This window comes from Kitasatospora sp. MAP12-44 (assembly GCF_029892095.1).
Lineage (GTDB): Bacteria > Actinomycetota > Actinomycetes > Streptomycetales > Streptomycetaceae > Kitasatospora.
The window spans coordinates 1315761-1342351 of record NZ_JARZAE010000004.1 but is presented as its reverse complement, the minus strand read 5'-3'; the positions used below and the strand labels follow the sequence as shown (position 1 = coordinate 1342351).

Annotated in this window: 20 protein-coding genes, 3 rRNA genes and 1 riboswitch; of the genes, 14 read left to right on the top strand and 9 right to left on the bottom strand. The window is 68.2% G+C overall.

The features are described 5' to 3' along the window. The first annotated feature begins 19 nt into the window (after window positions 1–19). The 5 genes from P3T34_RS06690 to P3T34_RS06670 all read left to right on the top strand — a co-directional run bounded on the left by P3T34_RS06690 (window position 20) and on the right by P3T34_RS06670 (window position 6197). Window positions 20–1300: an extracellular solute-binding protein gene (locus tag P3T34_RS06690; protein ID WP_280665060.1), complete on the top strand. Its 1281-nt coding sequence runs from the start codon at window positions 20–22 to the stop codon at window positions 1298–1300. An 87-nt stretch (window positions 1301–1387) separates the two neighbouring features. Beyond that, window positions 1388–2389, top strand: coding sequence for a sugar ABC transporter permease (locus P3T34_RS06685; protein ID WP_280665059.1), 1002 nt, complete (start codon window positions 1388–1390; stop codon window positions 2387–2389). A 26-nt stretch (window positions 2390–2415) separates the two neighbouring features. Beyond that, window positions 2416–3300, top strand: coding sequence for a carbohydrate ABC transporter permease (locus P3T34_RS06680; RefSeq protein ID WP_280665058.1), 885 nt, complete (start codon window positions 2416–2418; stop codon window positions 3298–3300). Between the two features lie 112 nt (window positions 3301–3412). Continuing rightward, the gene (locus P3T34_RS06675; RefSeq protein ID WP_280665057.1) at window positions 3413–5143 is read left to right on the top strand and encodes a glycoside hydrolase family 13 protein; all 1731 of its coding nucleotides are present in this window, start codon (window positions 3413–3415) and stop codon (window positions 5141–5143) included. 1 nt (window position 5144) lies between these two features. Next, on the top strand, window positions 5145–6197 hold the full coding sequence (locus tag P3T34_RS06670) for a LacI family DNA-binding transcriptional regulator (protein WP_280665056.1): 1053 nt from the start codon (window positions 5145–5147) through the stop codon (window positions 6195–6197). Between the two features lie 77 nt (window positions 6198–6274). Here P3T34_RS06670 and P3T34_RS06665 read toward each other — a convergent pair whose 3' ends face one another. Then, the gene (locus P3T34_RS06665) at window positions 6275–7459 is read right to left on the bottom strand and encodes a transglycosylase family protein (RefSeq protein ID WP_280665055.1); all 1185 of its coding nucleotides are present in this window, start codon (window positions 7457–7459) and stop codon (window positions 6275–6277) included. 7 nt (window positions 7460–7466) lie between these two features. Then, window positions 7467–7670: riboswitch (cyclic di-AMP (ydaO/yuaA leader) on the bottom strand. A gap of 470 nt (window positions 7671–8140) precedes the next feature. Further along, a complete protein-coding gene (locus P3T34_RS06660) occupies window positions 8141–9145 on the bottom strand; it encodes a hypothetical protein (protein ID WP_280665054.1) in 1005 nt (334 codons plus the stop codon). 474 nt (window positions 9146–9619) lie between these two features. Between P3T34_RS06660 and P3T34_RS06655 the strand changes: the two genes are divergently transcribed. Then, the gene (locus P3T34_RS06655; protein WP_035804396.1) at window positions 9620–9856 is read left to right on the top strand and encodes a DUF397 domain-containing protein; all 237 of its coding nucleotides are present in this window, start codon (window positions 9620–9622) and stop codon (window positions 9854–9856) included. Window positions 9857–10022: 166 nt separating this feature from the next. On the opposite strand, the gene P3T34_RS06650 is transcribed toward P3T34_RS06655, so the two are convergent. After that, window positions 10023–10604 carry an ATP-binding protein gene (locus tag P3T34_RS06650; protein WP_280665053.1) on the bottom strand — a complete coding sequence of 194 codons (582 nt, stop codon included), beginning with the start codon at window positions 10602–10604 and terminating at the stop codon, window positions 10023–10025. Window positions 10605–11033: 429 nt separating this feature from the next. On the opposite strand from P3T34_RS06650, the gene P3T34_RS06645 reads away from it, so the two are divergent. Next, window positions 11034–11900, top strand: a complete 867-nt coding sequence (locus tag P3T34_RS06645; protein ID WP_280665052.1) for a helix-turn-helix transcriptional regulator — start codon at window positions 11034–11036, stop codon at window positions 11898–11900. 56 nt (window positions 11901–11956) lie between these two features. Here P3T34_RS06645 and P3T34_RS06640 read toward each other — a convergent pair whose 3' ends face one another. Continuing rightward, window positions 11957–12595: a TetR/AcrR family transcriptional regulator gene (locus P3T34_RS06640; RefSeq protein ID WP_280665051.1), complete on the bottom strand. Its 639-nt coding sequence runs from the start codon at window positions 12593–12595 to the stop codon at window positions 11957–11959. A 146-nt stretch (window positions 12596–12741) separates the two neighbouring features. Next, window positions 12742–14307, bottom strand: a complete 1566-nt coding sequence (locus P3T34_RS06635; protein WP_280665050.1) for an MFS transporter — start codon at window positions 14305–14307, stop codon at window positions 12742–12744. A gap of 86 nt (window positions 14308–14393) precedes the next feature. Here P3T34_RS06635 and P3T34_RS06630 point away from each other — a divergent pair, with 86 nt between their 5' ends. After that, on the top strand, window positions 14394–14801 hold the full coding sequence (locus P3T34_RS06630; protein ID WP_280665049.1) for a MarR family transcriptional regulator: 408 nt from the start codon (window positions 14394–14396) through the stop codon (window positions 14799–14801). Between the two features lie 16 nt (window positions 14802–14817). Here P3T34_RS06630 and P3T34_RS06625 read toward each other — a convergent pair whose 3' ends face one another. Together P3T34_RS06625 and P3T34_RS06620 are read right to left on the bottom strand one after the other, a co-directional pair. Then, a complete protein-coding gene (locus tag P3T34_RS06625; protein ID WP_280665048.1) occupies window positions 14818–15789 on the bottom strand; it encodes a M56 family metallopeptidase in 972 nt (323 codons plus the stop codon). Between the two features lie 124 nt (window positions 15790–15913). Beyond that, on the bottom strand, window positions 15914–16501 hold the full coding sequence (locus P3T34_RS06620; RefSeq protein WP_280665047.1) for a DUF5134 domain-containing protein: 588 nt from the start codon (window positions 16499–16501) through the stop codon (window positions 15914–15916). Window positions 16502–16822: 321 nt separating this feature from the next. On the opposite strand from P3T34_RS06620, the gene P3T34_RS06615 reads away from it, so the two are divergent. The 6 genes from P3T34_RS06615 to rrf all read left to right on the top strand — a co-directional run bounded on the left by P3T34_RS06615 (window position 16823) and on the right by rrf (window position 25597). Beyond that, entirely contained in the window at window positions 16823–18214 is a 1392-nt protein-coding gene (locus P3T34_RS06615) for a DUF6421 family protein (RefSeq protein WP_280665046.1), read from the top strand. After that, window positions 18211–18954 carry an SDR family NAD(P)-dependent oxidoreductase gene (locus P3T34_RS06610; RefSeq protein WP_280665045.1) on the top strand — a complete coding sequence of 248 codons (744 nt, stop codon included), beginning with the start codon at window positions 18211–18213 and terminating at the stop codon, window positions 18952–18954. The genes P3T34_RS06615 and P3T34_RS06610 overlap by 4 nt, the downstream gene beginning before the upstream one ends. Next, a complete protein-coding gene (locus P3T34_RS06605) occupies window positions 18951–20024 on the top strand; it encodes a low specificity L-threonine aldolase (protein ID WP_280665044.1) in 1074 nt (357 codons plus the stop codon). The genes P3T34_RS06610 and P3T34_RS06605 overlap by 4 nt, the downstream gene beginning before the upstream one ends. A 438-nt stretch (window positions 20025–20462) precedes the next feature. Beyond that, window positions 20463–21984: ribosomal RNA gene (locus tag P3T34_RS06600) — 16S ribosomal RNA — on the top strand. Window positions 21985–22269: 285 nt separating this feature from the next. Then, a 23S ribosomal RNA gene (locus P3T34_RS06595) occupies window positions 22270–25390 on the top strand. 90 nt (window positions 25391–25480) lie between these two features. Further along, window positions 25481–25597, top strand: a 5S ribosomal RNA gene (gene rrf, locus P3T34_RS06590). Together the 16S, 23S and 5S rRNA genes form the textbook arrangement of a ribosomal RNA operon. A gap of 129 nt (window positions 25598–25726) precedes the next feature. On the opposite strand, the gene P3T34_RS06585 is transcribed toward rrf, so the two are convergent. Then, window positions 25727–26101 (bottom strand): hypothetical protein, encoded by a 375-nt coding sequence (locus P3T34_RS06585; protein WP_280665043.1) that lies wholly within the window; start codon window positions 26099–26101, stop codon window positions 25727–25729. A gap of 30 nt (window positions 26102–26131) precedes the next feature. Beyond that, window positions 26132–26584 (bottom strand): roadblock/LC7 domain-containing protein, encoded by a 453-nt coding sequence (locus P3T34_RS06580; RefSeq protein ID WP_280665042.1) that lies wholly within the window; start codon window positions 26582–26584, stop codon window positions 26132–26134. Window positions 26585–26591 lie beyond the last annotated feature (7 nt).

Below are 26591 nucleotides of genomic sequence, written 5' to 3'. Positions count from 1 at the left end.
ACCCCCTCTAGGAGTTCTCATGCGGCGTGGCATCGCGGCCTCTGCCCTCGTTGCGGCCCTCGCGGTCTCTCTCGCGGCTTGCGGCAGCAGCGGCTCCAGCTCGTCCACTGCGGCCAACGGCCCGGTCACCATCACCTACTGGGACACGTCGAACGCCACCAACGAGGCGCCGACCTACCAGGACGTGGCCAAGAAGTTCGAGGCGGCCAACCCGAACATCAAGGTCAACTTCGTCAACGTGCCGTTCGACTCGGCGCAGAACAAGCTGCAGACCGCCATGGGCAGCAAGGGCGCCCCGGACGTCTTCCGCTCCGACGTCGGCTGGACCGCCGCCTTCGCCAAGGCCGGCTACCTCACCCCGCTGGACGGCACCCCGGCGCTGGCCGACTCCGCCGCCTTCCAGCCCAGCCTGCTCAAGCAGGCCAGCTACCAGGGCAAGACCTACGGCGTCCCGCTGGTCACCGACACCCTCGGCCTGCTCTACAACAAGGCGCTCTTCGCCAAGGCCGGCATCACCGCCGCCCCCACCACCTGGGACGCGTTGAAGGCCGACGCCGCCACGGTGAAGGCCAAGACCGGCGTGGACGGCTTCGAGATGCGGGCCGGCGACGGCTACTACGCGATGCCGCTGCTCTTCGGCGAGGGCACCGACATGGTGAACGCCGCCGCCAAGAAGATCACCGTCAACTCGCCGCAGGCCGCCGCAGCCGTCGAGACCTACAAGTCGCTCTTCACCTCGCCCGGCACCGTCAAGGCCGACCTGACCTCCGACGGCTACGCGCACATGATGGACGCCTTCAACACCGGCAAGGTCGCCGCCATCATCAACGGCCCCTGGGAGATCACCAACATCTACCAGGGCTCGGCGTTCACCGACAAGGCCAACCTCGGCATCGCCGCCGTCCCGGCCGGCTCGGCCGGCAAGCCCGGCGCCCCGACCGGCGGCCACAACATCGACGTCTACGCCGGCTCGGACGCCGCCCACCAGGCCGCCGCCGAGAAGTTCGCCGCCTTCATGACCTCGGCCGCCAGCCAGACCGAGATCGCGCAGAAGAACTCCACGCTGCCGACCCGGTCCGACGCCTACACCCCCGCGCTGACCGCCGACCCGGGCATCGCCGGCTTCCAGGCGATCCTGCCGGTCGCCCAGCCGCGCCCCGAACTGCCGGAGTACAGCTCGCTGTTCACCTCGATCGGGACCAACCTCGGCAAGATCCTGCAGAACCAGGAGAGCACCCAGGCCGGTCTGGACGCCACCGCGAGCGACTACGCGAAGCTCCTGCCGGACTTCACCAAGTAGTCCTGCTCAGCCACCCCGAACGCGCCGCCCGGCCCGCAACCGCCTTGCGGGCCGGGCGGCGACCCCGCTCAGAGAAGGTGTCAACACATGGCAGTCGCCGTCCAGGGCGCGCCCAGCACGGGCGGCCGTGACCGCGAACCGCGTCCCGGCCTGGCCACCCGCGTCAAGCGCTCGTACAGCACGTACTGGTACGCCTACGCGATGGCCGCGCCGGTCGTCCTGGTGCTCGGCGTCCTGGTCGGCTACCCGCTGGCCCGCGGCGTCTACCTGACCCTGACCGACGCCACCAGCCTCAACACCGGCCACACGGTGGGCGTCAACCACATCCCCGACACCTTCAAGTTCGTCGGCCTGCACAACTACGCCGACGTGCTCTGGGGCGACAGCAGCTACGACCGCTTCTGGTCGCATTTCATCTGGACCATCGCCTGGACGGTCATCTGCGTCACCCTGACCTACGGTCTGGGCCTGGCGATGGCCCTGCTGATGCACCAGAAGCTGCGCGGACGCACCGCCTACCGGCTGCTGCTGATCCTGCCCTGGGCCGTGCCGACCTTCGTGACCGTCTTCTCCTGGCGCCTGCTGCTGGCCGACAACGGCATGGTCAACGTCCTGCTCGGCTCGCTGCACCTGCCGCAACCCAGCTGGCTGGAGGACCCGTTGGCGCAGAAGGCCGCCGCGATCCTGGTCAACACCTGGTGCGGCGTGCCGTTCATGATGGTCTCGCTGCTCGGCGGCCTCCAGTCGATCCCCGCCGAGCTGTACGAGGCGGCCGAGATGGACGGCGCGAGCCCCTGGCAGCGCTTCCGCTTCGTCACCCTGCCGGGGCTGCGCGCGGTCAGCAGCACCGTCATCCTGCTCGGCGTGATCTGGACCTTCAACCAGTTCGTCATCATCTTCCTGCTGTTCGGCCAGAACGCGCCGGACGTGCAGATCCTGGTGACCTGGGCCTACCAGCTGGGCTTCGGCCAACAGCCGCGCGACTACGCCCAGTCGGCGAGCTACGGGATCATCCTGCTCTCCATCCTGATCGTCTTCACCGCCTTCTACCAGCGCTGGCTCAAGCGCAACGACCAGGGCGTCATCTGATGGCCGCCGACCTCCGAGGGGCACTAATGAGCACCACCGACCTCCCCGCCAAGGCCGCCGCCCCGCGCGCCCGGGTCCGCGGGCGCGGCGAGACCAGCCGGACCGCCGCCGTCCTCTCGCACGGCGCGCTGATCCTGGCCTCGCTGGTCGCCGTCCTGCCGGTGCTCTACCTCTTCTTCATCGCGCTCGGCCCGGACAAGATGGACTACCTGCACCCGGGCGGCATCTTCGCCAAGGCGACGCTGTCCAACTTCGGCTTCGTGCTGGGCCACACCGACTTCTTCAAGTGGCTGGGCGCCTCGCTGATCGTCGCCGGCGGCACCACGGTGCTCGGCGTGATGATCGCCGCCAGCACCGGCTACGCGGTCTCCCGGATGCGCTTCCCGGGGCTGCGCCCGCTGATGTGGTCACTGCTGATCACCCAGATGTTCCCGGTCGCGGTGCTGATGGTGCCGCTGTACTACCTGCTGGCCGAGCTCAACCTGCTGGACTCCTACCTCGGCCTGATCCTGGTGTACTGCACCACCGCCGTGCCGTACAGCGCCTGGCTGCTCAAGGGCTACTTCGACACCATCCCGGTGGAGATCGACGAGGCCGGCCGGGTTGACGGGCTCACGCCGTTCGGCACCTTCTGGCGGCTGATCCTGCCGCTGGCCCGCCCGGGCCTGGCGGTGGCCGCCTTCTACACCTTCCTCACCGCCTGGGCCGAAGTGCCCTTCGCCTCCACCTTCATGAGCGCCGACCACGCGACCCTCGCGGTGGGTCTGACCAGCTTCGTCAGCCAGTACGAGAGCCAGTGGAACCTGATGGCCGCCACCTCCGTGCTGATCGCCATCCCGGTCTCGGTGGTCTTCTACCTGGTGCAGAAGCACCTCGTCACCGGACTGACCGCGGGCGCGGCGAAGTCCTGATCGGACCTCGCTGACGCGTCGTCAGTTGACACCAGTACTCTGCCTGTTGCCGCGCCCCGGCCGCCGTCGCCACGGCGGCCGGGGCGACACCTAGTCCCCAAGGGATCCGTCCATGACCCAGAACCTGGCCGACACCTCCCGGCCCACCGCCGCCGCCCCCGACCGCGCCGCCACCTCCGGCCCGGCGGCGGCGAACTCCGGTGAGCCGAAAGGCTGGTGGCGGGACGCGGTGATCTACCAGGTGTACCCGCGCAGCTTCGCCGACTCCAACGGCGACGGGATGGGCGACCTGCCGGGTGTCCGCAGCCGGCTGCCCTACCTGCGCGAGCTGGGCGTGGACGCGGTCTGGCTCTCCCCCTTCTACGCCTCCCCGCAGGCCGACGCCGGCTACGACGTGGCCGACTACCGCGCGGTGGACCCGATGTTCGGCACCCTGCTGGACGCCGACGCGCTGATCCGCGACGCGCACGCGCAGGACTTGCGGATCATCGTGGACCTGGTCCCCAACCACTCCTCCGACCAGCACGAGTGGTTCCAGCGCGCGCTGCGCGAGGGCCCGGGCAGCGCGCTGCGCGAGCGCTACCACTTCCGACCCGGCAAGGGTGAGAACGGCGAACTCCCGCCCAACGACTGGGAGTCCCTCTTCGGCGGCCCGGCCTGGACCCGCACTACCGACCCGGACGGTACCCCCGGCGACTGGTATCTGCACCTGTTCGCCCCCGAGCAGCCCGACTTCGACTGGGACCACCCGGCGGTCGGCGACGAGTTCCGCTCGATCCTGCGCTTCTGGCTGGACATGGGCGTCGACGGGTTCCGGATCGACGTCGCCCACGGCCTGGTGAAGGCCCCCGGCCTGCCCGACCTCGGCAGCCACGACCAGCTCAAGCTGCTGGGCAACGACGTGATGCCGTTCTTCGACCAGGACGGCGTGCACGAGATCTACCGCGCCTGGCGCCGGATCCTGGACGAGTACCCGGGCGAGCGGATCGCGGTGGCCGAGGCCTGGACCCCCACCGTCCAGCGCACCGCCCACTACGTGCGCCCCGACGAACTGCACCAGGCCTTCAACTTCCAGTACCTGGGCACCTCCTGGGACGCCGAGGAGCTGCGCGAGGTGATCGACTCCTCGCTCTCGGCGATGCGCCCGGTCGACGCCCCGGCCACCTGGGTGCTCTCCAACCACGACGTCACCCGGCACGCCACCCGCTTCGCCAACCCGCCCGGCGGCACCCAGATCCGCGAGCGCGGCGACCGCGAGCTCGGCCTGCGCCGGGCCCGCGCCGCCACCCTGCTGATGCTCGCGCTGCCCGGCTCCGCCTACCTCTACCAGGGCGAGGAGCTCGGCCTGCCGGACGTCACCGACCTGCCCGACGAGGCCCGCCAGGACCCGTCCTTCTTCCGCGCCAGCGGCCAGGACGGCTTCCGCGACGGCTGCCGCGTCCCGCTGCCGTGGTCCGGCGAGCAGGCCCCGTACGGCTTCGGCCCGAGCGCGGGCGGCCCCAGCTGGCTGCCGCAGCCGGCCGAGTGGGCGGGCCTGAGCGTCGAGGCGCAGACCGGCGACCCGACCTCCACCCTGGAGCTCTACCGCAGCGCCCTGGCGCTGCGCCGCGAGCACCCGGCGCTCGGCGCGGGCCGCGAGGTCGACTGGCTGGACGCTCCGGCCGGGGTGCTGGTGTTCCGCCGCGACGCACCGAGCGGCGGCTTCGTCTGCACCGTGAACACCGGCTCCGCGCCGGTCCGGATGGCGGCTCCCGGCCGTATCCTGCTGGCCTCCGCCGAGGCTGCCGCGGTGGATGGTGAGACGGTCCTGGCAGCGAACAGCACCATTTGGTGGGCGGTCTGACATGGTTGCAATAGGCTCTGGGCTCGTGACTACGGCGCGACTTTCGGATATCGCGGCGCAGGCGGGGGTCAGTGAGGCCACCGTTTCCCGCGTCCTCAACGGCAAGGCAGGCGTCTCCGCCGCGATGCGGCAGACCGTGCTGGCCGCCCTCGACGTGCTCGGCTACGAGCGGCCCACCCGCCTGCGCCAGCGCAGCGCCGGCCTGATCGGGCTGATCACCCCGGAGCTGAGCAACCCGATCTTCCCCGCGCTGGCCCAGGTGATCGAGCAGGTGCTCAGCCGGCACGGCTACACGCCCGTGCTCTGCACCCAGACCCCGGGCGGCTCCACCGAGGACGAACTGGTGGAGATGCTGGTCGAGCGGGGGGTCGCCGGCATCGTCTTCGTCTCGGGCCTGCATGCCGACTCCACCGCCGACCACGACCGGTACGCCAAGCTGACCGGCCGCCAGGTGCCGTTCGTGCTGATCAACGGCTACAGCGAGAAGATCTCCGCGCCGTTCATCTCGCCGGACGACCGCGCGGCGATGTGGATGGCCGTCCAGCACCTGGCCGAACTCGGCCATGAGCGCATCGGGTTGGCGGTCGGCCAACGCCGCTACGTGCCCGTGCTGCGCAAGATCGAGGGCTTCACGGCGGCCATGCAGGCCGTGCTCGGCAAGACGCCCGAGGAGGCCGAGGCGCTGGTGCACCACACCCTCTTCAGCGTGGAGGGCGGCCACTCGGCGGCCGGCGCGCTGCTGGACCGCGGCTGCACGGCGATCATCTGCGGCAGCGACATGATGGCGCTCGGCGCGATCCGCGCGGTGCGCCAGCGCGGGCTGAGCGTGCCGGGGGACGTCTCGGTGGTCGGCTTCGACGACTCGCCGTTGATAGCTTTCACCGAGCCGCCGCTCACCACCATCCGCCAGCCGGTCGAGGCGATGGCCACCGCGGCCGTGGACGCCCTGCTGGAGGAGGTCGGCGGCAACCCGGCCCAGCGTGCCGAGTTCATGTTCCAGCCCGAGCTGGTGATGCGCGGCTCCACCGGGGCCAACCCGCACCGCACGGGCTGAGCGGAGCACATACGGCGGTGGCCCGCCTCCCCCTCGACGAGGGGGAGGCGGGCCACCGCCGTATGTCAGGCGAAGGGTCAGACCCGGCCGGCGAAGTCCGGCGCCCAGTTGGCGATGGTCTCCATGTGGACACCGACGCTCGGGTTGGCGGCCTCGACGTAGGAGCCGTTGCCCACGTAGATGCCGACGTGGTAGACGCCGGAGTCGGCGCCGTTGTTCGACCAGAAGAGCAGGTCGCCGGGCTGCAGCGCGTCCAGCGAGACGTGCGTGCTGGCGGCGGCCTGGTCGGCGGCCACGCGCGGGATGGAGATCCCGGCCTGGGCCAGCGCGGCCTGGGTCAGACCGGAGCAGTCCCAGCCGCCGTTGCCGGTGCCGCCGTAGATGTACGCCTGGCCGACCTTGGACTCGGCGAACGCGACCGCGGCGGCCATGCTGCCGGTGGCCGCCGGGGCGGGGGTCTTGGCGCTGGTGGTGGTCGCCGCGGTGGCGGGGGCCGGGGTCTGCGCCGGGGCGGTGGTGCCCGAGTTGTCCGAGTGGCCCCAGTTGCCGTGGCTCCACGAGGCGGTCGCGGTGGAGCCGCCGAGCGAGAGCTTCTGGCCCGGGTAGATGGTGTCGGGGCCGTGCGTCAGGACCGACTTGTTGAGCTCGTAGAGGTGCTCCCAGCCGCCCTGGACGTCGTGGCTCTGGGCGATGCTGGAGAGCCAGTCGCCGGCCGCCACGGTGTAGCTGCTGTCGGCGCCCGCAGCGGCGTCCTGGTGCCAGCCGGAGTGCTGCGAGGCGGTGTTCTGGCCGGAGGCGGCCGGAGCGGCGGTGGCGGGGGCCGGAGCGGCCGGGGCCGGGGTCGCGGCGGCCGGCGCGGACGTCCCGGTGTTGATGGCGGGGGCCGGGCCGCCGGCGGTCAGGCCGGCCTGGATCGAGCAGACCGGCCAGGCGCCGGGGCCCTGAGAGGCCAGCACCTTCTCGGCGACGGCGATCTGCTGGTCCTTCGTCGCCTGGTTCGCCTCGGGGGCGTACTGGGTGCCACCGAAGGCGGCCCAGGTGGAGGACGTGAACTGGAGGCCGCCGTAGAAGCCGTTGCCCGTGTTGATGCTCCAGTCGCCGCTGCTCTCGCACTGGGCGACCTTGTCCCAGGTGGAGACGGTCGCGGCGGAGGCGGTGGTGGCGGTGATGCACGGGAGGCTGAGACCGAGGCCGACCAGGCCGGTGGCGGCGATGACGCGGCGGGTACGGGTCGAGCTCTTCGAACTGGTGATGGGCAGCATGAAGTCGCGTTCCTCTCCTACGCCTACGAGGTGAGCTGTCGGATTCGGGCTGGAGTTGCCCGGCCGTGCTGAGCACGGCTTCACCCCTAGCTCCGGGTGTCTCGGTCCGAGGACCGTTCCCGGGGCGGCTTACCTGGTTCCCCCGCTCCTGCCGTGGTGCTTGTTGTGCGGTGCCAGCGGGCCCGGTGGCAGGATTCGGCGTCCGGATTGCTGGGTCCGTGTGACCACGAACGGGAGCACGTTAGACAGACTTAAGTTGAAACCGCAAACACCTGTGACACCGGTCACACCAGTCCCAGTGGCCCCTCAAGATCACCCCGGGAGATCAACTGACAGGGCGTCGGTGTCCAGGGTGGGGGCGGATGCTCCGATGGCGAACAATCAGGCGTTCGAGTAAGGGAATTGCCGGTGGTTCAGCTCGGTCGACAGCTGACATCGTGTCCGGCCGGGGGAGTGGCTGACCCGGAATCGGGAGTGCGGCGCCGACCGGCCGAGCGGCCGCGGACGGGACCAAAGACCCCCCGGCCGAAGGTCACGCCGAGGTCACGCCCGGGTCGCCCTGACGCCCCGCCGGGGGTGCGGACATGCCTGTGGGCCGGTCCTCCGTCGCGCGGATGACCGACCCACAGTTCTTACGGGGCGAAAGATTCTGTCCCTTTCGCCCCACTTGACCCCTATGCCCTACTCGCCCTGCTGTTCCTGCCAGTCCTGCTGCTCCTGCTGCTGGTTCCGCTGCTCCTGGGCCGCTTCGGCCTCGGCCGCAGCCGTCCCGACCGCGCCGAGGTAGCCGGCGGCCACCAGCTGACCGATGGTCGGGTAGCCGCCCAGCGCCTCGGCGCTCGGGCAGCCGGTCTCCTCGCCGGCCGCGCGCAGCAGTTCGGCGTCCACCTCCGGGCCGATCACCAGCGCGGCCAGGGCGGGGCGCTGCGAGCCGGTGGCCCGCAGGTGCTCGACCGCCGCGGCCACCGCGCCGGGGACGTCCAGGGCGGCCGCCACCACGGGCACCGCGAGGCGGGCGGCCAGCAGCACACCGGTGATCTCGGCCGCCGCGGCCGCCTCCTCGCCGCCGGCGGTGGTCAGCACCACGCCGTCGGCCGCGGTGGCGATGGCGAACAGCCTGGCCCGGTCGGCGCGGGCGAGGCCGGCCTCGGAGAGCCGTACGTGCACCGCCTCGGCGAGCAGCGGGTGCGGGCCGAGCACGTCGGTCACCCGTGCACCGGTCTCGGCGGCCAGCTTGTGCAGGTCAGTCAGGCACTCGTGCGGGCCGGTCAGCAGCGGGACCAGCACCGGAGCGGGCAGTCCGGCCTCGGCGGCGTTCGCGATCAGCTGGGCCACGCTCGGCATCGGCCGGTCGGTCGGCTCCAGATTGAAACTGACGAAGCCGCTGAGGGCTTCGGCGTCCAGGTCCGCGTGCTCGGCCGGCGTGGCGTCGTCCGCGTCGGGCGCCTCGGCGGCGCTCAGGACGCCGGCGGCGACGGAGATGCCCGGCTGCTCGCCGCGGATCACCGAGAGGATCTCCTCCACCACGGCGACCGCCTCGGGCGTGGCCGCGGCCGGAACGGCGAGCACCAGCCCCGGCGCGCCGACCGGCACCTCGGGCCGTTCGGGCCGACGGTGGCGCCCCCGCGCACGGGAGCCTGGAGTGCGGACGGGCAGTGGTACGCCCGGGGTGGCAGCAGTGCTCATGGCGGAGATCGTAGGACATTCCATCGCGCATTCCGCAGGCGGCTGGCACCACAGCGGTGCAGACCTTCGTCAACTGCCGGACAAACAGGATATATCGCCTCAAATGTCCTATGCGCCATGAGGGTTGTGACGGTGCGTGAGCAATTCGCTGCACGGTTGATCATTCGACTGGGGATCCGGCCCCGCTCCCGCCGTCCGATGCAGGCTTCGCGATCAACGGCCGGTCACCAGCCGGTGTCTGAATAGGGATCATATGTCCGCTTACGCACCGTCAAGCGAACCCGGGGTGGCGACGATTGTCACGTCCAGTACAAGCGCGTGCACGCGCAAAATCGCATGCCGATGCACGTGCACTGGAGTTATCATCACGACAAGTGAGGCATCAGCCCTGCCCGCACGAGCCGGAAGGCGGCCGGCGGTCGGAGCGGTCGGGCGCCGAGCGGTACGAGCACTCCAGGCTCTTGGGAGATTTCTATGCACCACACGTACAACGGCATGGCGGCTGCGGACCTCGATGGCGTGGTCTGGCAGAAGAGCCAGTACAGCAACTCGAAGGGGAACTGCGTAGAGCTCGCGGCGCTCCCGAGCGGCGAGGTCGCCATGCGCAACTCCCGCTTCCCGGACAGCCCGGCACTCATCTACACGCGCGCCGAGATCGCGGCGTTGCTGCTCGGGGTGAAGGACGGGGAGTTCGACCACCTGGTCGGCTGAGCGTGCCGGTCGGTGCCGTGCCGTCGTGGGGGCCTGTGCCGCGGCGGCGTTCGGCGTTGCCGGGCACCGGGGGCAGTGCCGCCGGGGGCGCGGGGGGTGCCGGTGCTGCCGGGAAACAGCTGAACGCCGCGCGGAGGCGCGGCGTTCGGTGTGCAACAGGGTCTCGCTAGGCCGAGCGGCGGTGGCGCCCGGGTGCTGAGAGGTCCAAGGAGTGCCCTGCCGGGCCGTCCACCGCCTCATCAGCCTCGAAGAGCGCCCAGACCACCTTCCCGGCCCCGGCCAGCGGGTGCCAGCCCCAGGAGCGGCTGAAGGAGTCCACCAGGTGCAGACCCCGCCCCGACTCGGCCACCCAGTCGGCCTCCCGGGTCACCGGGCCGTCGCTGCTGGGGTCGCTCACCGCGCAGACCAGCTGGGGGGAGCGGTGCACCAGGCTGATCCGGATCGGCAGCCGGCTGTCCAGGCACTGCTCGGGCCCGGGTTGGCTCGGGAACAGGTGCCGGGCGCCGCCGCCGCCGACCACCGGGGAGCTCCGCAGCTCCGCCGCGGTGGGATCGCCGATCGCGTGCCGCAGCGCGTTGGTGACCAACTCCGAGGCCACCAGGGCGACATCGTCGAAGAGGTCGCTGAGTCCCCACTGCTGGAGGGTGGTTCGAGCGAAGTCACGGGCGGTTCTGACCGCCTCGTAGCGAGGCGCGAGCGTACAGGTGACGACGTCGGGATCGACCGCCAAGGCCGTACCGGTGCCCATGAAGAGCTCCTCCCATAAGGGGGCGGACACGGCTGGACCCGGCGGGGTCATGCCGGTCACCTCCGACTCGCTCGGCCGCTGTGCCTTCGCCATGGTCGATCACGCCCGCACAACGATGCCGGACACGCGGGAACGCGCCCGGCTGCTGTGCGGAACCGCGCGTGGGGTCGACGGCGAAGCCCGCGGACTGTCTCAGGGGTTGTGCAGGTGCACGTGCACCATCGTGCTCTGCGCTCACGGCAGATGCAAGAGTCGATTCACGTGCAGTCGCACTATTGGCATATGCAGAAGCCGGATGCACGTGCATCTGAGCGTGCTGATGGATGTGCCGATGCAGAATTGATAGATCCATCTGTCACTACAGGCACTGTGAGCGCCCGTTTGATGGCAGACTGTGCGCTGTTTTCCCGAGGCGGAGGTTTCCACGGCATGACCACAGTTCAGCCCGGCGGCGGCTCGATGGTGCGCCGGATCCTCCTGGGCTCCCAGCTGCGCAGACTGCGCGAGAGCCGCGGCATCACCCGCGAGGACGCGGGCTATGCCATCCGCGCCTCCGAGTCCAAGATCAGTCGCATGGAGCTCGGCCGCGTCAGCTTCAAGGAGCGCGACGTCGCCGACCTGCTCAGCCTCTACGGTGTCGAGGACGGCGGCGAGCGCGAGTCGCTGCTCGGCCTGGTCCGCGAGGCCAACAAGTCCGGCTGGTGGCACAGTTTCAACGACGTGCTGCCGGGCTGGTTCCAGACCTATGTCGGCCTGGAGGAGGCGGCGGCGCTGATCCGCACCTACGAGGTGCAGTTCATCCCTGGCCTGCTGCAGGCCGAGGAGTACGCCCGTGCCGTCTTCGGGCAGAGCCGCCCGGTGCTCAGCGAGGAGGAGATCGACCGGATGGTCGGCCTCCGGCTGCGCCGCCAGCGGCTGCTGACGGACGGTCAGGGACCGCGCCTTTGGGCCGTGATCGACGAGGCGGCGCTGCGCCGCCCGGTCGGCGGGCCCAAGGTGATGCGAGCCCAGCTCCAGTACCTGATCGACGTCGCGGAGCAGCCCAACGTGGTGATCCAGGTGATGCCGTTCCGCTTCGGCGCGCACGCGGGGGAGAGCGGTGCGTTCAGCATCCTGCGCTTCCCCGAGCAGGACCTCGCCGACGTGGTCTACCTCGAGCAACTCACCAGCGCGCTCTACCTGGACAAGCGCGACGACGTGGACGCCTATGTGCAGGTCATGGAGCGGCTCTGCGTCGACAGCCTGACCCCGGAGCGCACCGTCGACCTGCTCAACTCAATCCTCGCCGAGTCCTGAGGCCGTCTCCCGCGGGTCGTGGCTGCGGTCGTGGGCTGCGGTCGCGGGCTACGGGCTTAGGGCCAGGGCGTCAGCTGCCGACGGGCCGGTGCCTGCGGCTGCGGCGGCGTGCCCAACTCCCAGGCCAGCCCGTAGCGGGCGAACAGATCAGCCCGGATCGGCGGCAGCGGCGTCTGCGCGCCCGGCAGCAGCACGCCGATGCAGGCGCCCATCAACACACTGCGCAGCAGCGCGTGTTCGGCCGCCGGGTCGGCCACGCCCCACCCCGCGAGGACGTCCTGCAGGATCGCGCCGAGCTGCTGCTGCTCCGGGTCCTGCACGAAGGAGCCGGTGTCGGGATCCAGGATCAGCGCGAGGTGCGAGCGCATCACCCGAGGGTGGTCCAGCGCGAGGTTGAGCACCGCGTCGATCACACAGGCGAGCCGGCTCTGCGGCGTCGCGTCGGGGGCCAGCCGGTCCAGCTCCTCGGCCAGCCGCAGGTGCATCAGGCGGTGGGTGGCCGCCTGCATCAGCAGCCGTTTGCCCTCGAAGTAGTACGACACCAGCCCGCGGGCGAGCCCGGCCTCCTCGGCTATGTCGGCCAGCGTGGTCGCCGCGTATCCGCGCCGGTCCACCAGATCGACGGTGGCGCGCATGATGCGCACCCGGGAGCGACGGCGCATCTCCTCGTTGACCGAATCCCCGCGAGGTGCCATCGTGTCAGCTCCGTACGTTGGTTGACCCACGCCAATATACGGACCGGGCCCAGTCCGTCGATGCCGTTTGCCCGAGCCGGGAGCAGGCTTCGACCGGCGCCCTCCGGGCAGCGCGGGGGGCTGCCCGGCGGACGCCGACCCGGTGTTCAGACCAGTTCGGTCGCCGACTCCGCTACCGGCTTCAGCGGCGCGGCGTCCCGGCCGTAGTCGTAGTCCGGTACCGCGTGACCCCGCACCGGGTGACCCGGCAGGCCGGCTGCCCGGCGGCGGTCCAGGACGGCGCCGGTGGCCGTGACGACCAGGCCGACCAGCGCGACCGCGGCGACCAGCAGCACCGCGGGACGGTAGCCGGCCAACTGGGCCTGCGGGTCACTCCCGCCGTGGCTGCCGGCGGTGATCACGGCGGTGACGACGGCCAGCACCAGCGCGCCGCCCACCTGGCCGGCGGTGTTGACCAGCCCCGAGGCCAGGCCCTGCTCGTCGTCGTGCACCCCGTCGGTGGCCGCGATGTTCGCGGACGGGAAGGCCAGCGCGAAGCCGACGCCCAGCAGCAGCATGGTCGGCAGCACCAGCGGGACGAAGGAGCTGTGCGGGCCCATCCGCAGGAAGAGCAGGTAGCCCGCGGTCAGCGCGAGGGTCCCGGCCGGGAGCAGCCTGCTGGTCCCGAAGCGGTCCACGATGGCGCCCATCCGCGGGGCCGAGAGTGCGACCAGCGCGCCGGTCGGCAGGAAGGCGAAGGCCATCTCCAGGGCCGACCAGCCGAGCAGCCGCTGCAGGTAGAGGGTGGCGATGAACTGGAAGCCCGCGTAGCTGCCCATCAGGGTGAACGCGCCCACGTTGGCCCGGGCGACGCTGCCGTTGCGGAAGATCCCCAGCCGCACCAGCGGGTGTGCGGTGCGGGACTCGATCAGCAGGAAGGCGGCGGCCAGCGCGGCCACCAGGACCAGCGAGCCGATCGTGCGCAGGCTCGCCCACCCGGCGCTCTGCGCCTCGGTCACGGTGAAGACGAGCAGCAGCAGCGCGCCGGTGCCGGTGATCGCCCCGGCCACGTCGTAGCCGCCCGAGCCGCGCTCGGCGTCACCGGAGCGGGGGAGCAGCCGCAGCGCGAAGACCAGCGCGATCAGCGCGATCGGGACGGGCATCAGGAAGGTCCAGCGCCAGCCGGCCGAGGTGAGCAGGCCGCTGAGCACCAGCCCGAGGGAGAAGCCGCTCGCGCCGCAGGTGGTGTAGATCGACAGGGCGCGGTTGCGGGCCGGGCCCTCGGCGAAGGTGGTGGTGATGATGGAGAGCCCGGCCGGGGCGGTGAAGGCGGCGGCGACGCCCTTCAGGAAGCGCGCGCCGATCAGCAGCGCGCCGTTGTCGACCAGGCCGCCGAGCAGCGAGGCGGCGGCGAAGACGGCCAGCGCGACCAGGAAGACCCGCCGCCGGCCCAGCAGGTCGGCAGCCCGTCCACCGAGCAGTAGCAAGCCGCCGTAGCCCAGGACATAGCCGCTCACCACCCATTGCAGGGCGGAGGTGGAGAGCTTCAGGTCGGTGCCGATGGAGGGCAGTGCGACGCCGACCATCGAGACGTCCAGCGCGTCGAGGAAGAGGGCGGCGCAGAGCACGATGAGGGCGCCCCAGAGCCGTGGGCTCCAGTGCTCCTGAGCGGATGGGGAGTCAGCGGCTGCTGCGGGGCGGATGGTTGGTCCGTCGGACCGGGCTGTGGTCATGGGCAGAGATTACATGCACGTGCACTCAATGCAAGTAGATATAATGTGGACGCATATAGTTCCTGTGCATGTGCTAGGCTGCGAACGTGTCCACACTCGACCCGGCCGAGACGGCCTCCCTGGTCTCCGAATGGCGCGACCTGCTGGCCCGCCACGCGGCCACCACCTGCGCTCTCGATCGCGAGCTGGGCGAGCAGTACGGCCTGGGCATGAGCGAGTTCGAGGTGTTGGAGCGGCTCGCCGAGGCGCCGCAGGAGCAGAGCGGCCGACGCGTCCAGGAGCTCGCCGAGACGGTGCACCTGAGTCAGAGCGCGCTCTCCCGGCTGATCGGCAGGCTGGAGAAGGCCGGGCTGGTCGAGCGGGTGATGTGCGAGTTGGACCGCCGCGGGATCTATGTCTCGCTCTCAGTCGCCGGCCGGGAGCGCTACGAGGCTGCCCGGCCACTGCACCGCGCGGTGCTGGTACGGACCTTGACGGATCGTCAGGAGCACTGAAGGCGAGGCAACGCGGTCAGTGCGTGTGGTGCAGCCGCTGCACCAGGGCGCTGATCCCGGGCGCCGCCGCGAGCAGGACCACCGCGGCGGGGGCCGCCAGCGCGACCACCGTCAACTGCAGCCGCCGTGAGACCGTCAGCCGGGGTTCGCCCGCAAGCAGCCGGTCCACCCGGCGCGGGGCCTGGGCCAGCTGGCCGGGGCAGCTGAGCCCGAACACCCCGCGCTCGGTGTTGAGTTCGACCATCGCCAGCGCCGTGGTGAGCCGGCCGTGCCGGCGGGCGGCCCGGTCGTCCGCCGCCAGCTCCACCAACTCGCCCACCTGGTCCCGGAAGGCGCTGAACACCCCGACCCGGGGGAAGCCCGCCGCCAGCGCCTGCGCGCACTGCGAGAGCCAGTGGTGCCGGGCCCGGACATGGCCGCGCTCGTGGCTCAGCACGGCCGCCAACTCCCGGGCCGTCAGCCGCTGCAGCGCACCCGTGGTGACCACCAGCCGGGCGCCCGGGCCCGGCAGTGACCAGGCCTCCGGTCGCAGGTTCTCCAGGACCACCAACCGCTCGCGCTCGGTGCGCAGTCGACCGATGCCGGCGGGCAACTCCGGTGCCCGGTGGGCCAGCTCGGCGTGCCGGTGGCCGCGCAGCGCCCGCGCCGAGCGGATCTCCCGGGTCAGCGAGAGCGCCGTGCGCAGCCCGCCCAGCGCCAGCAGGGCGGCGCAGAACCGGCCCCAGCCCTCCGCCCCGGCCAGCCCGTAGGCGGCCTCCACCCCGTGCGGGGCGCCGGTGAAGAAGAGTGCCCGTACCTCCGGCAGCGCCGCCGAGACGGCCAGCAGCAGGCTGAGCACGCAGCAGAGCAGGACGGCCACGACCAGGCACTGCCAGACCAGCAGCGCCAGCACCGGTTCGCGCTCGGCCCAGCGGGCCCGGGCCAGCACGACCGGGCCGGCGGTGGAGAGCAGCACACCGAGCAGCAGCAGGCCGAGCAGGGCCGTCATGGCAGGGGCTCCCCCGGGGAGAGAAGGCGCGACAGTACGCTGAGGGTCAACCTAGGCGCTGCACGGGCGGCGTGGAACCGCTTCACCGCCGCAGTGACCAACGCCACGCGGCCGGCCGGCCCGGCTACATGCTCAGCAGCATGGCGAACATCCCGACACCCATCGCGAGCCGGCACGCCTGGGGCAGATCGCCGCCCTGCAGCACTCCGTGGGTGCTGCGCCCGCTCGGCCCGCCGGGTCCGTTCACGGTGAACAGCCGGCTGCCCGTCCAGAGCGCGTAGCAACCGAAGTAGAGCAGCAGCAACCCGGTGACCAGCGGCACGCCCGGCGACGCCGGGTCCATCGCCATGCCCGGCTGCTGTCGCCCACCCCCCATCGCCAGCACCATGTAGACCATCGCGAGCGCTCCCACGGCGTGGTGCAGCCGGTGCGCCCGCAGGGCGGCCGTCCCGCCGCCCGCTGCGGCCAACAGGGAGACGGCGGCGAGCAGTCCGAAGAGCCCGGCCCAGAGCGGCGGCGGCAGCCGGTCGCCCGCCGCGATCATGACCGCCATGCCGAGGCCCATCGCGGCCTCCGCCGCGGCCGACTCGTAGTCGGACTCGTGAAGGGACCTCCGGCCCGGCTCGGCGCCACGCATCCGGACCAGGCACAGCACGCCGGTGGCGGCCGTCACCATCACCAGCAACCAGCTGAGAACGGCTGCCCCGTGCATCGGCCCCCCCTGTGCGCCGCTCGACTGCGGGTCAAGTACCAAGCGGATACCGACCACGATCAGTGCTCAGCGGCCCGGAGAGCAGGGCGCGTACGGGGGCGTACGGAAGTGCGCGTGGCCGTGCAGTGCCCGTCGCACGCCTGGCGGGAGGCCGGACCAGCGGGTTCACTCGGAGGGGGACTTGACGTCGATCCTTCCGGAAGGCTTCCGGGCAGATGGCACAGGACGTGTAGATTTTCTCACAGGACCCCACTTGAACAGGAGAACCTTTCGTCCTTATCGTGTCCTTGATTCAGTTACTCCTGTCGAGGTAGGTCTCCCATGCAGAATCTTTCGCCGAGGCTCGCTGCGGCGGCCCCCCCGTTCTCCGCCGAGCACCCGGCCTGGCAGCGGTTGAAGCAGGCTGTCGAGGCCCTGCGCCCGCTGCAGTCCAAGGACGGCTCGATCGACCTGGCCGCCGTCCAGCGCCACGCCGTCGACCCGCTGCTCGCCACCGTCCTGGAGTCCATCGCGGAGCTCGCGCCGCACTTCCCGCACGACGCGGCCTACCTGGAGGCCGTCCAGGCGGACCTGCGCAAGTGGGCCGACACCGGCTACCGCGAGCCCGACTTCCTGGACTCGCTGCTCGCCTTCCAGCCCGCTGCCGAGCGGATCGACGGGCTCGACCACCTGGTGGTCTTCCCGATGTACACGCAGAACGGCAACCCGGACCGCAACCTGGAGGCCGTCCTGCTGAGCGTGGTCTGGCCGGAGTGGCTGGCCGAGCTGGAGCGCACCCGCTTCGACAACCCGATGTTCGTCCCGATCACCTTCACGGACTTCACGGCCGGCTACGACACCAACTCCGCGGTGCTCTTCCCCGAGACCGTCGCCGTCCGCAAGGCCCCCGAGCGGTTCACCTGGGGCGGCATCTTCTGCGACCGCGAGGCCGCCCGCTTCCGCGCCGTCTCCGCCTCCGCCGTCGACATCCTCGGCCTGGAGATCCCCGCCGACGCCGCCGCGCTGATCGCCGACCAGGAGCGCGCGCAGCAGACCTTCGTGCTCTGGGACCTGGTGCACGACCGCACCCACAGCCACGGCGACCTGCCGTTCGACCCCTTCATGATCAAGCAGCGCAGCCCGTTCTGGATGTACGGCCTGGAGGAGCTGCGCTGCGACCTGACCGCCTTCAAGGAGGCCGTCCGCCTGGAGGCCGAGGGCTACACCCAGGGCCGCGACGTCCAGTACGCGATCCTCTTCGACCGGATGTTCCGCTTCACCGTCACCGGTGACCGGGTGCGCAACTACGACGGCCTCGGCGGCCAGCTGCTCTTCGCCTACCTGCACAAGCACGACGCGCTGCGCTGGCGCGACAACCGCCTGAGCATCGACTGGGACGTCGTCGCCGACGTCACCAACGCGCTCTGCGGCGAGATCGAGGACCTCTACCGCGCGGGCATCGACCGGCCCAAGACCGCGCACTGGATCGCCGCTTACGAGCTGGTCGCCCGCTACCTGACCCCGCACCCGGCCTCCACCTGGGCCAAGGGTCCCGCGGCCCTTCCGCTCGACGCCGCCAACGGCAAGGCGCTGAACAAGGCGCTCTGCGACGCCGTGCTGCCGGACGAGTTTCCGCTCAGCATGTTCTTCGAAGCACTCAACAAGAAACTGAGCGGCGTCATCGCCGCCACCGCCGGCATCACCGGCGCCGGCATCCAGGGAGCTGCGGCATGAACCACCTCGACGGCAAGATCATCGCGGTCGCCGGAGCCAGTGGCCCGGCCGGCCAGGCCACTCTGCGCCGCCTCGCGGCCGGCGGCGCGACCGTGATCGGCGCCGACATCGACCAGCGGCGCCTGGACGCGGCGGTCGAGGCGGTACGGGTCGGCGTGCCCGGCGCCAAGATCAGCGGCCAGGTCATCGACCTGCTCGACCCGCAGGAGGTCCACGACTGGGCCGACCACCTGGAGGCCGAGCACGGCCGGGTCGACGGCATGCTCCACCTGGTCGGCGGCTGGCGGGGCAGCAAGACCTTCCACGAGTCGCGCATCGACGACTGGGACTTCCTGCACGACACCGTGGTCCGCACCCTGCAGCACACCTCGCTCGCCTTCCAGCCCGCGCTGCTGCGCAGCGAGGCCGGCCGCTTCGCGATGATCTCCGCTTCTGCTGCTCACAAGCCCACCGCCGGCGGCGCCGCCTACGCGGCCGCCAAGGCCGCCACCGAGGCCTGGACCCTGGCGATGGCCGACTCCTTCGTGAAGGAGACCACCCAGGCGGACGGCACCCCGACAGCTGCGGCTGTCATTCTGGTGATCAAGGCCCTGCTCTCCCCTGAGATGCGGGCCGAGAAGCCGGAGGCCAAGTTCACCGGCTACACCGCAACCGCCGACCTGGCCGACACCCTGGCGGACCTCTGGTCCCGCCCCGCGGCAGAACTGAACGGACAGCACCAGTGGCTGACAGCCCGATGACCCAACCCACGGACGCCCAGCGCCGGCACGACCCCGCCGTCCGCGGTTTCGCCAGCGACAACTACGCCGGGGTCCACCCGGAGATCCTCGCCGCGATAGCGCTCGCCAACGACGGGCACCAGGTCGCGTACGGCGAGGACCAGTACACCGAGCACCTGCAGAGCGTCTTCCAGGCGCACTTCGGCCCGCAGGCCGAGGCGTACCCCGTCTTCAACGGCACCGGCGCCAACGTGGTGGCCCTGCAGGCCCTGCTCCCGCGCTGGGGCGCGGTGATCGCGGCCGGCAGCGCGCACATCAACGTCGACGAGTGCGGCGCGCCGGAGAAGGTCGCCGGCATCAAGCTCCTCACCATCCCCACCGAGGACGGCAAGCTCACCCCCCAGCTGATCGACCAGCAGGCCTGGGGCTGGGGCGACGAGCACCGCGCGCAGCCGCTGGCGGTCTCGATCACCCAGAGCACCGAGCTCGGCACCCTCTACACGGCGGACGAGGTCAAGGCGATCTGCGAGCACGCCCATGAGCGCGGCATGCTCGTGCACATGGACGGCTCGCGCCTGGCCAACGCCGCCGCCTCGCTGGGCGTGCCGTTCCGCGAGTTCACCACCGACGCCGGGGTGGACGTGCTCTCCTTCGGCGGGACCAAGAACGGCCTGCTGTTCGGCGAGGTCGTGGTGGTGCTCAACCCGGAGAAGGTCCGGAACATCAAGTACCTGCGCAAGATGTCGATGCAGCTCGCGTCGAAGATGCGCTTCGTCTCGGTCCAGTTCGAGGCCCTGCTCACCGGGGACCTCTGGCTGCGCAACGCCGGCCACGCCAACGCCATGGCCGCCCGCCTGGCGGAGGCGGTGCGCGGCATCGACGGCGTGACGCTCGTCCGCCCGGTGCAGTCCAACGCCGTCTTCGCGCTGCTCCCGCGTGAGGTCAGCGAGCGGCTGCAGAAGCGCTACCGCTTCTACTTCTGGGACGAGCACACCGGAGAGGTCCGCTGGATGGCGGCCTTCGACACCACTGAGGCGGACATCGACGCCTTCGCCGCCGCGATCGCGGAGGAGATGGGACGCACGGCCTAGGGCCGTTGTACCCGTCCTGACCTGCCGATCGTCCCTCCCCGGGCTCCCGGGGAGGGACGATTTGCTTGTGGCGGGGGAATCCCCGTACAGTTCCGGAGTCGCACCGAGAGGGGCGGCAAAGCGGGTCAGGAAAGCGAAACTCCGGTAAAACGGAGTGAAACAAATCTGATAAGCTGAGCGAAGAACGAAACGAAGTACTGAACGAAGCGCTCGGAGATACTGCGAAGGCAGTTCGAAGAAAGCGTCCGTTCCTTGAGAACTCAACAGCGTGCCAAAAGTCAACGCCAGATATGTTGACATCCCCGGCCTTGATCTTCGGATCGGGGTTGGAGATTCCTTTTGAAGTAATACACAGCGAGGACGCAGTGCACGTGGCCACCCTATTCCGGTGGTTGTCGTGCCGCTCAACGCGGGTGTGGGTCGGATTACCGACAGACATTCACGGAGAGTTTGATCCTGGCTCAGGACGAACGCTGGCGGCGTGCTTAACACATGCAAGTCGAACGATGAAGCCTTCGGGTGGATTAGTGGCGAACGGGTGAGTAACACGTGGGAAATCTGCCCTGCACTCTGGGACAAGCCTTGGAAACGAGGTCTAATACCGGATATGACCTGTCCTCGCATGGGGATGGGTGGAAAGCTCCGGCGGTGCAGGATGATCCCGCGGCCTATCAGCTTGTTGGTGGGGTAATGGCCTACCAAGGCGACGACGGGTAGCCGGCCTGAGAGGGCGACCGGCCACACTGGGACTGAGACACGGCCCAGACTCCTACGGGAGGCAGCAGTGGGGAATATTGCACAATGGGCGAAAGCCTGATGCAGCGACGCCGCGTGAGGGATGAAGGCCTTCGGGTCGTAAACCTCTTTCAGCAGGGAAGAAGCGCAAGTGACGGTACCTGCAGAAGAAGCACCGGCTAACTACGTGCCAGCAGCCGCGGTAATACGTAGGGTGCGAGCGTTGTCCGGAATTATTGGGCGTAAAGAGCTCGTAGGCGGCTTGTCGCGTCGGATGTGAAAGCCCGGGGCTTAACCCCGGGTCTGCATTCGATACGGGCAGGCTAGAGTGTGGTAGGGGAGATCGGAATTCCTGGTGTAGCGGTGAAATGCGCAGATATCAGGAGGAACACCGGTGGCGAAGGCGGATCTCTGGGCCATTACTGACGCTGAGGAGCGAAAGCGTGGGGAGCGAACAGGATTAGATACCCTGGTAGTCCACGCCGTAAACGGTGGGAACTAGGTGTTGGCGACATTCCACGTCGTCGGTGCCGCAGCTAACGCATTAAGTTCCCCGCCTGGGGAGTACGGCCGCAAGGCTAAAACTCAAAGGAATTGACGGGGGCCCGCACAAGCAGCGGAGCATGTGGCTTAATTCGACGCAACGCGAAGAACCTTACCAAGGCTTGACATATGCCGGAAACGGCCAGAGATGGTCGCCCCCTTGTGGTCGGTATACAGGTGGTGCATGGTTGTCGTCAGCTCGTGTCGTGAGATGTTGGGTTAAGTCCCGCAACGAGCGCAACCCTTGTTCTGTGTTGCCAGCATGCCTTTCGGGGTGATGGGGACTCACAGGAGACTGCCGGGGTCAACTCGGAGGAAGGTGGGGACGACGTCAAATCATCATGCCCCTTATGTCTTGGGCTGCACACGTGCTACAATGGTCGGTACAAAGGGCTGCGATGCCGCGAGGCGGAGCGAATCCCAAAAAGCCGGCCTCAGTTCGGATTGGGGTCTGCAACTCGACCCCATGAAGTTGGAGTTGCTAGTAATCGCAGATCAGCATGCTGCGGTGAATACGTTCCCGGGCCTTGTACACACCGCCCGTCACGTCACGAAAGTCGGTAACACCCGAAGCCGGTGGCCTAACCCGTAAGGGGAGGAGCCGTCGAAGGTGGGACCAGCGATTGGGACGAAGTCGTAACAAGGTAGCCGTACCGGAAGGTGCGGCTGGATCACCTCCTTTCTAAGGAGCACACGGCCGATTGTGAGCACCTGTCTCGCACGGTCAGCTCATGGGTGGAACGTTGACTATTCGGCACACACGGTTGGTTGATACCAGTACTGCACTTCGGTGCGTGGAACGTATCGGCGGGTCGGGTGTGTCGGGCACGTTGTTGGGTCCTGAGGGAGCGGCCGGTTATGGTCGTTGCTTCAGTGCCGGTCCCACGGACACTGCTCGAGTCTTCGAGTTGTGTAGGTGGGTGTCTGGTCGTTGTTTGAGAACTGCACAGTGGACGCGAGCATCTGTGGCCAAGTTTTTAAGGGCGCACGGTGGATGCCTTGGCACTAGGAACCGATGAAGGACGTGGGAGGCCACGATAGTCCCCGGGGAGCCGTCAACCAGGCTTTGATCCGGGGGTTTCCGAATGGGGAAACCCGGCAGTCGTCATGGGCTGTCACCCGTACCTGAATATATAGGGTATGTGGAGGGAACGAGGGGAAGTGAAACATCTCAGTACCCTCAGGAAGAGAAAACAACCGTGATTCCGGGAGTAGTGGCGAGCGAAACCGGATGAGGCTAAACCGTATTGGTGTGATACCCGGCAGGGGTTGCCAATGCGGGGTCGTGGGAAAGTTCTTCAGTCGTCTGCCGGCGGCTGGGTGAGTCAGAAACCGTATGGATAGTCGAAGGACATGCGAAAGGTCCGGCGTAGAGGGTAAGACCCCCGTAGACGAAATCTGTGCGGCTCACTTGAGCTTCTCCCAAGTAGCACGGAGCCCGAGAAATTCCGTGTGAATCTGGCGGGACCACCCGCTAAGCCTAAATATTCCCTAGTGACCGATAGCGGATAGTACCGTGAGGGAATGGTGAAAAGTACCGCGGGAGCGGAGTGAAATAGTACCTGAAACCGTGTGCCTACAAGCCGTGGGAGCGTCGGACACCAGCTTGCTGTGTGTCTCGTGACTGCGTGCCTTTTGAAGAATGAGCCTGCGAGTTTGCGGTGTGTAGCGAGGTTAACCCGTGTGGGGTAGCCGTAGCGAAAGCGAGTCCGAATAGGGCGTTTGAGTTGCACGCCCAAGACCCGAAGCGGAGTGATCTAGCCATGGGCAGGTTGAAGCGGAGGTAAGACTTCGTGGAGGACCGAACCCACCAGGGTTGAAAACCTGGGGGATGACCTGTGGTTAGGGGTGAAAGGCCAATCAAACTCCGTGATAGCTGGTTCTCCCCGAAATGCATTTAGGTGCAGCGTCACGTGTTTCTTGCCGGAGGTAGAGCACTGGATAGGCGATGGGCCTCACCGGGTTACTGACCTTAGCCAAACTCCGAATGCCGGTAAGTGAGAGCGTGGCAGTGAGACTGTGGGGGATAAGCTCCATGGTCGAGAGGGAAACAGCCCAGAACACCGACTAAGGTCCCTAAGCGTGTGCTAAGTGGGAAAGGATGTGGAGTCGCACAGACAACCAGGAGGTTGGCTTAGAAGCAGCCATCCTTGAAAGAGTGCGTAATAGCTCACTGGTCAAGTGATTCCGCGCCGACAATGTAGCGGGGCTCAAGCACACCACCGAAGTCGTGTCATTGCAGCAATAGGGCCAACGCCTGCTGTGATGGGTAGGGGAGCGTCGTGTGCCGGGTGAAGCAGCGGAGGAATCCAGTTGTGGACGGTTCACGAGTGAGAATGCAGGCATGAGTAGCGATACAAGAGTGGGAAACTCTTGCGCCGATTGACCAAGGGTTCCTGGGTCAAGCTGATCTGCCCAGGGTAAGTCGGGACCTAAGGCGAGGCCGACAGGCGTAGTCGATGGACAACGGGTTGATATTCCCGTACCCGCTTTGAAGCGCCAACGTCGAACCAGATGATGCTAAGCCCGTGAAGCCGGCCTGGAGTCTTCGGACGAAGGGACGTGGTGGAGCCGGTGGCCCAAGTCTGTAGTAGGTGAGCGATGGGGTGACGCAGGAAGGTAGTCCAGCCCGGGCGGTGGTTGTCCCGGGGTAAGGGTGTAGGCCGAGTGATAGGCAAATCCGTCACTCATTAAGGCTGAGACCTGATGCCGAGCCGATTGTGGTGAAGTGGATGATCCTATGCTGTCGAGAAAAGCCTCTAGCGAGTTTCATGGCGGCCCGTACCCCAAACCGACTCAGGTGGTCAGGTAGAGAATACCGAGGCGTTCGGGTGAACTATGGTTAAGGAACTCGGCAAAATGCCCCCGTAACTTCGGGAGAAGGGGGGCCATTCCTGGTGATGAGTCTTGCACTCTGAGCTGGGGGTGGCCGCAGAGACCAGCGAGAAGCGACTGTTTACTAAAAACACAGGTCCGTGCGAAGCCGTAAGGCGATGTATACGGACTGACGCCTGCCCGGTGCTGGAACGTTAAGGGGACCGGTTAGTCCGACTTCGGTCGGGCGAAGCTGAGAACTTAAGCGCCAGTAAACGGCGGTGGTAACTATAACCATCCTAAGGTAGCGAAATTCCTTGTCGGGTAAGTTCCGACCTGCACGAATGGCGTAACGACTTCTCGACTGTCTCAACCATAGGCCCGGTGAAATTGCATTACGAGTAAAGATGCTCGTTTCGCGCAGCAGGACGGAAAGACCCCGGGACCTTTACTATAGCTTGATATTGGTGTTCGGTTCGGCTTGTGTAGGATAGGTGGGAGACTTTGAAGCGGCAACGCCAGTTGTCGTGGAGTCGACGTTGAAATACCACTCTGGTCGTGCTGGATGTCTAACCTGGGTCCGTGATCCGGATCAGGGACAGTGTCTGGTGGGTAGTTTAACTGGGGCGGTTGCCTCCTAAAGAGTAACGGAGGCGCCCAAAGGTTCCCTCAGCCTGGTTGGCAATCAGGTGTTGAGTGTAAGTGCACAAGGGAGCTTGACTGTGAGACCGACGGGTCGAGCAGGTGCGAAAGCAGGGACTAGTGATCCGGCGGTGGCTTGTGGAAGCGCCGTCGCTCAACGGATAAAAGGTACCCCGGGGATAACAGGCTGATCTTCCCCAAGAGTCCATATCGACGGGATGGTTTGGCACCTCGATGTCGGCTCGTCGCATCCTGGGGCTGGAGTAGGTCCCAAGGGTTGGGCTGTTCGCCCATTAAAGCGGTACGCGAGCTGGGTTTAGAACGTCGTGAGACAGTTCGGTCCCTATCCGCTGTGCGCGTAGGAATATTGAGAAGGGCTGTCCCTAGTACGAGAGGACCGGGACGGACGAACCTCTGGTGTGCCAGTTGTCCTGCCAAGGGCATGGCTGGTTGGCTACGTTCGGGAGGGATAACCGCTGAAAGCATCTAAGCGGGAAGCCTGCTTCGAGATGAGTATTCCCACCTCCTTGAGAGGGTAAGGCTCCCAGTAGACGACTGGGTTGATAGGCCGGATGTGGAAGCCCAGTAATGGGTGGAGCTGACCGGTACTAATAGGCCGAGGGCTTGTCCTCAGTTGCTCGCGTCCACTGTGTTGTTCTGAAACAACGACCCCATATCCCCGCTTGGTCGGGGGTGTGGTGCGGTTGACAGTTTCATAGTGTTTCGGTGGTCATAGCGTGAGGGAAACGCCCGGTTACATTCCGAACCCGGAAGCTAAGCCTCACAGCGCCGATGGTACTGCAGGGGGGACCCTGTGGGAGAGTAGGACGCCGCCGAACAATCTTTGAATACCAGATAACCCCCATCCGATTCCTCGGACGGGGGTTATCTGCGTTTATGGAGCAGTTGAACGGCTGGAGGGGCCTGCAAACCCGCGGGTTGCAAAGCCCCTCCAGCCGGCAGGGCCCTCAGACCTCCAGGTCGGCCTCGATGCGTGCCAGCTGGTGGCGGGCCATGGCGAGGTTCGCCCGGCGCTTGTCGAGGGCCAGGTAGAGGAACAGTCCCTTGCCGGAGCGTGAGGTCAGCGGCCTGATCAGGTGGTACTGGGTGCTCAGGGAGATCAGGATGTCCTCGATGCCGTCGCTCAGTCCGAGCATCTCCATCGTGCGCATCTTGGCGCGCACGACGTCGGTGTTGCCGGCCGCGGCGACCGTCAGGTCCAGTCCGCCCGGGCCGTCCACGGTGCCCAGGGCCATTCCGCTGTTGTAGTCCACGAGTGCTGCCCCGATGGCGCCCTCCACGGTGTTCATGGTCTGTCGGAGTGCGCCGTCAACGTCTGCCATGTCAATTCCTTGTTCGCTGGTGATGGTTCGTCAGAGTGATGGGTGGTCATGCGGGAGGGGCGGGGGCGGAGTCGGGCCGGCCAGTAGGCGGCCGATGCGCTCGGCGGACCGCCGGGATTCCAGGTGCAGGCGCCCGACGTTGACGTCCGGGTGGGAGAGCACGGTGAGCACGCAGACGGGACCTGCCGCATACGTCGCCACATAGCCGTGCTCGCCGCGCACCAGCGACTCCCGGAACTCGCCCTGGCCGGTGGCATCGGCCAGGCGTTGGGCCAGCCCGAGCGACGCTGCCGTCATCGCGGCCAGCCCCTCGGGTTCGGTGTCGTGGGTGTCATGGGCCATCAGCAGGCCGTCCAGGCTGGCCACCAGACCGCCTGCCAGATGCGGGACCCGGGTCTTCAGGGCGCGGAGTTCGGCCAGCAACTCAGTCTCCAGGGCGATGGGTTGCCTCCTTCCGGTGCGCTGCTTCAGCGCCCGCCTCATGGCCATG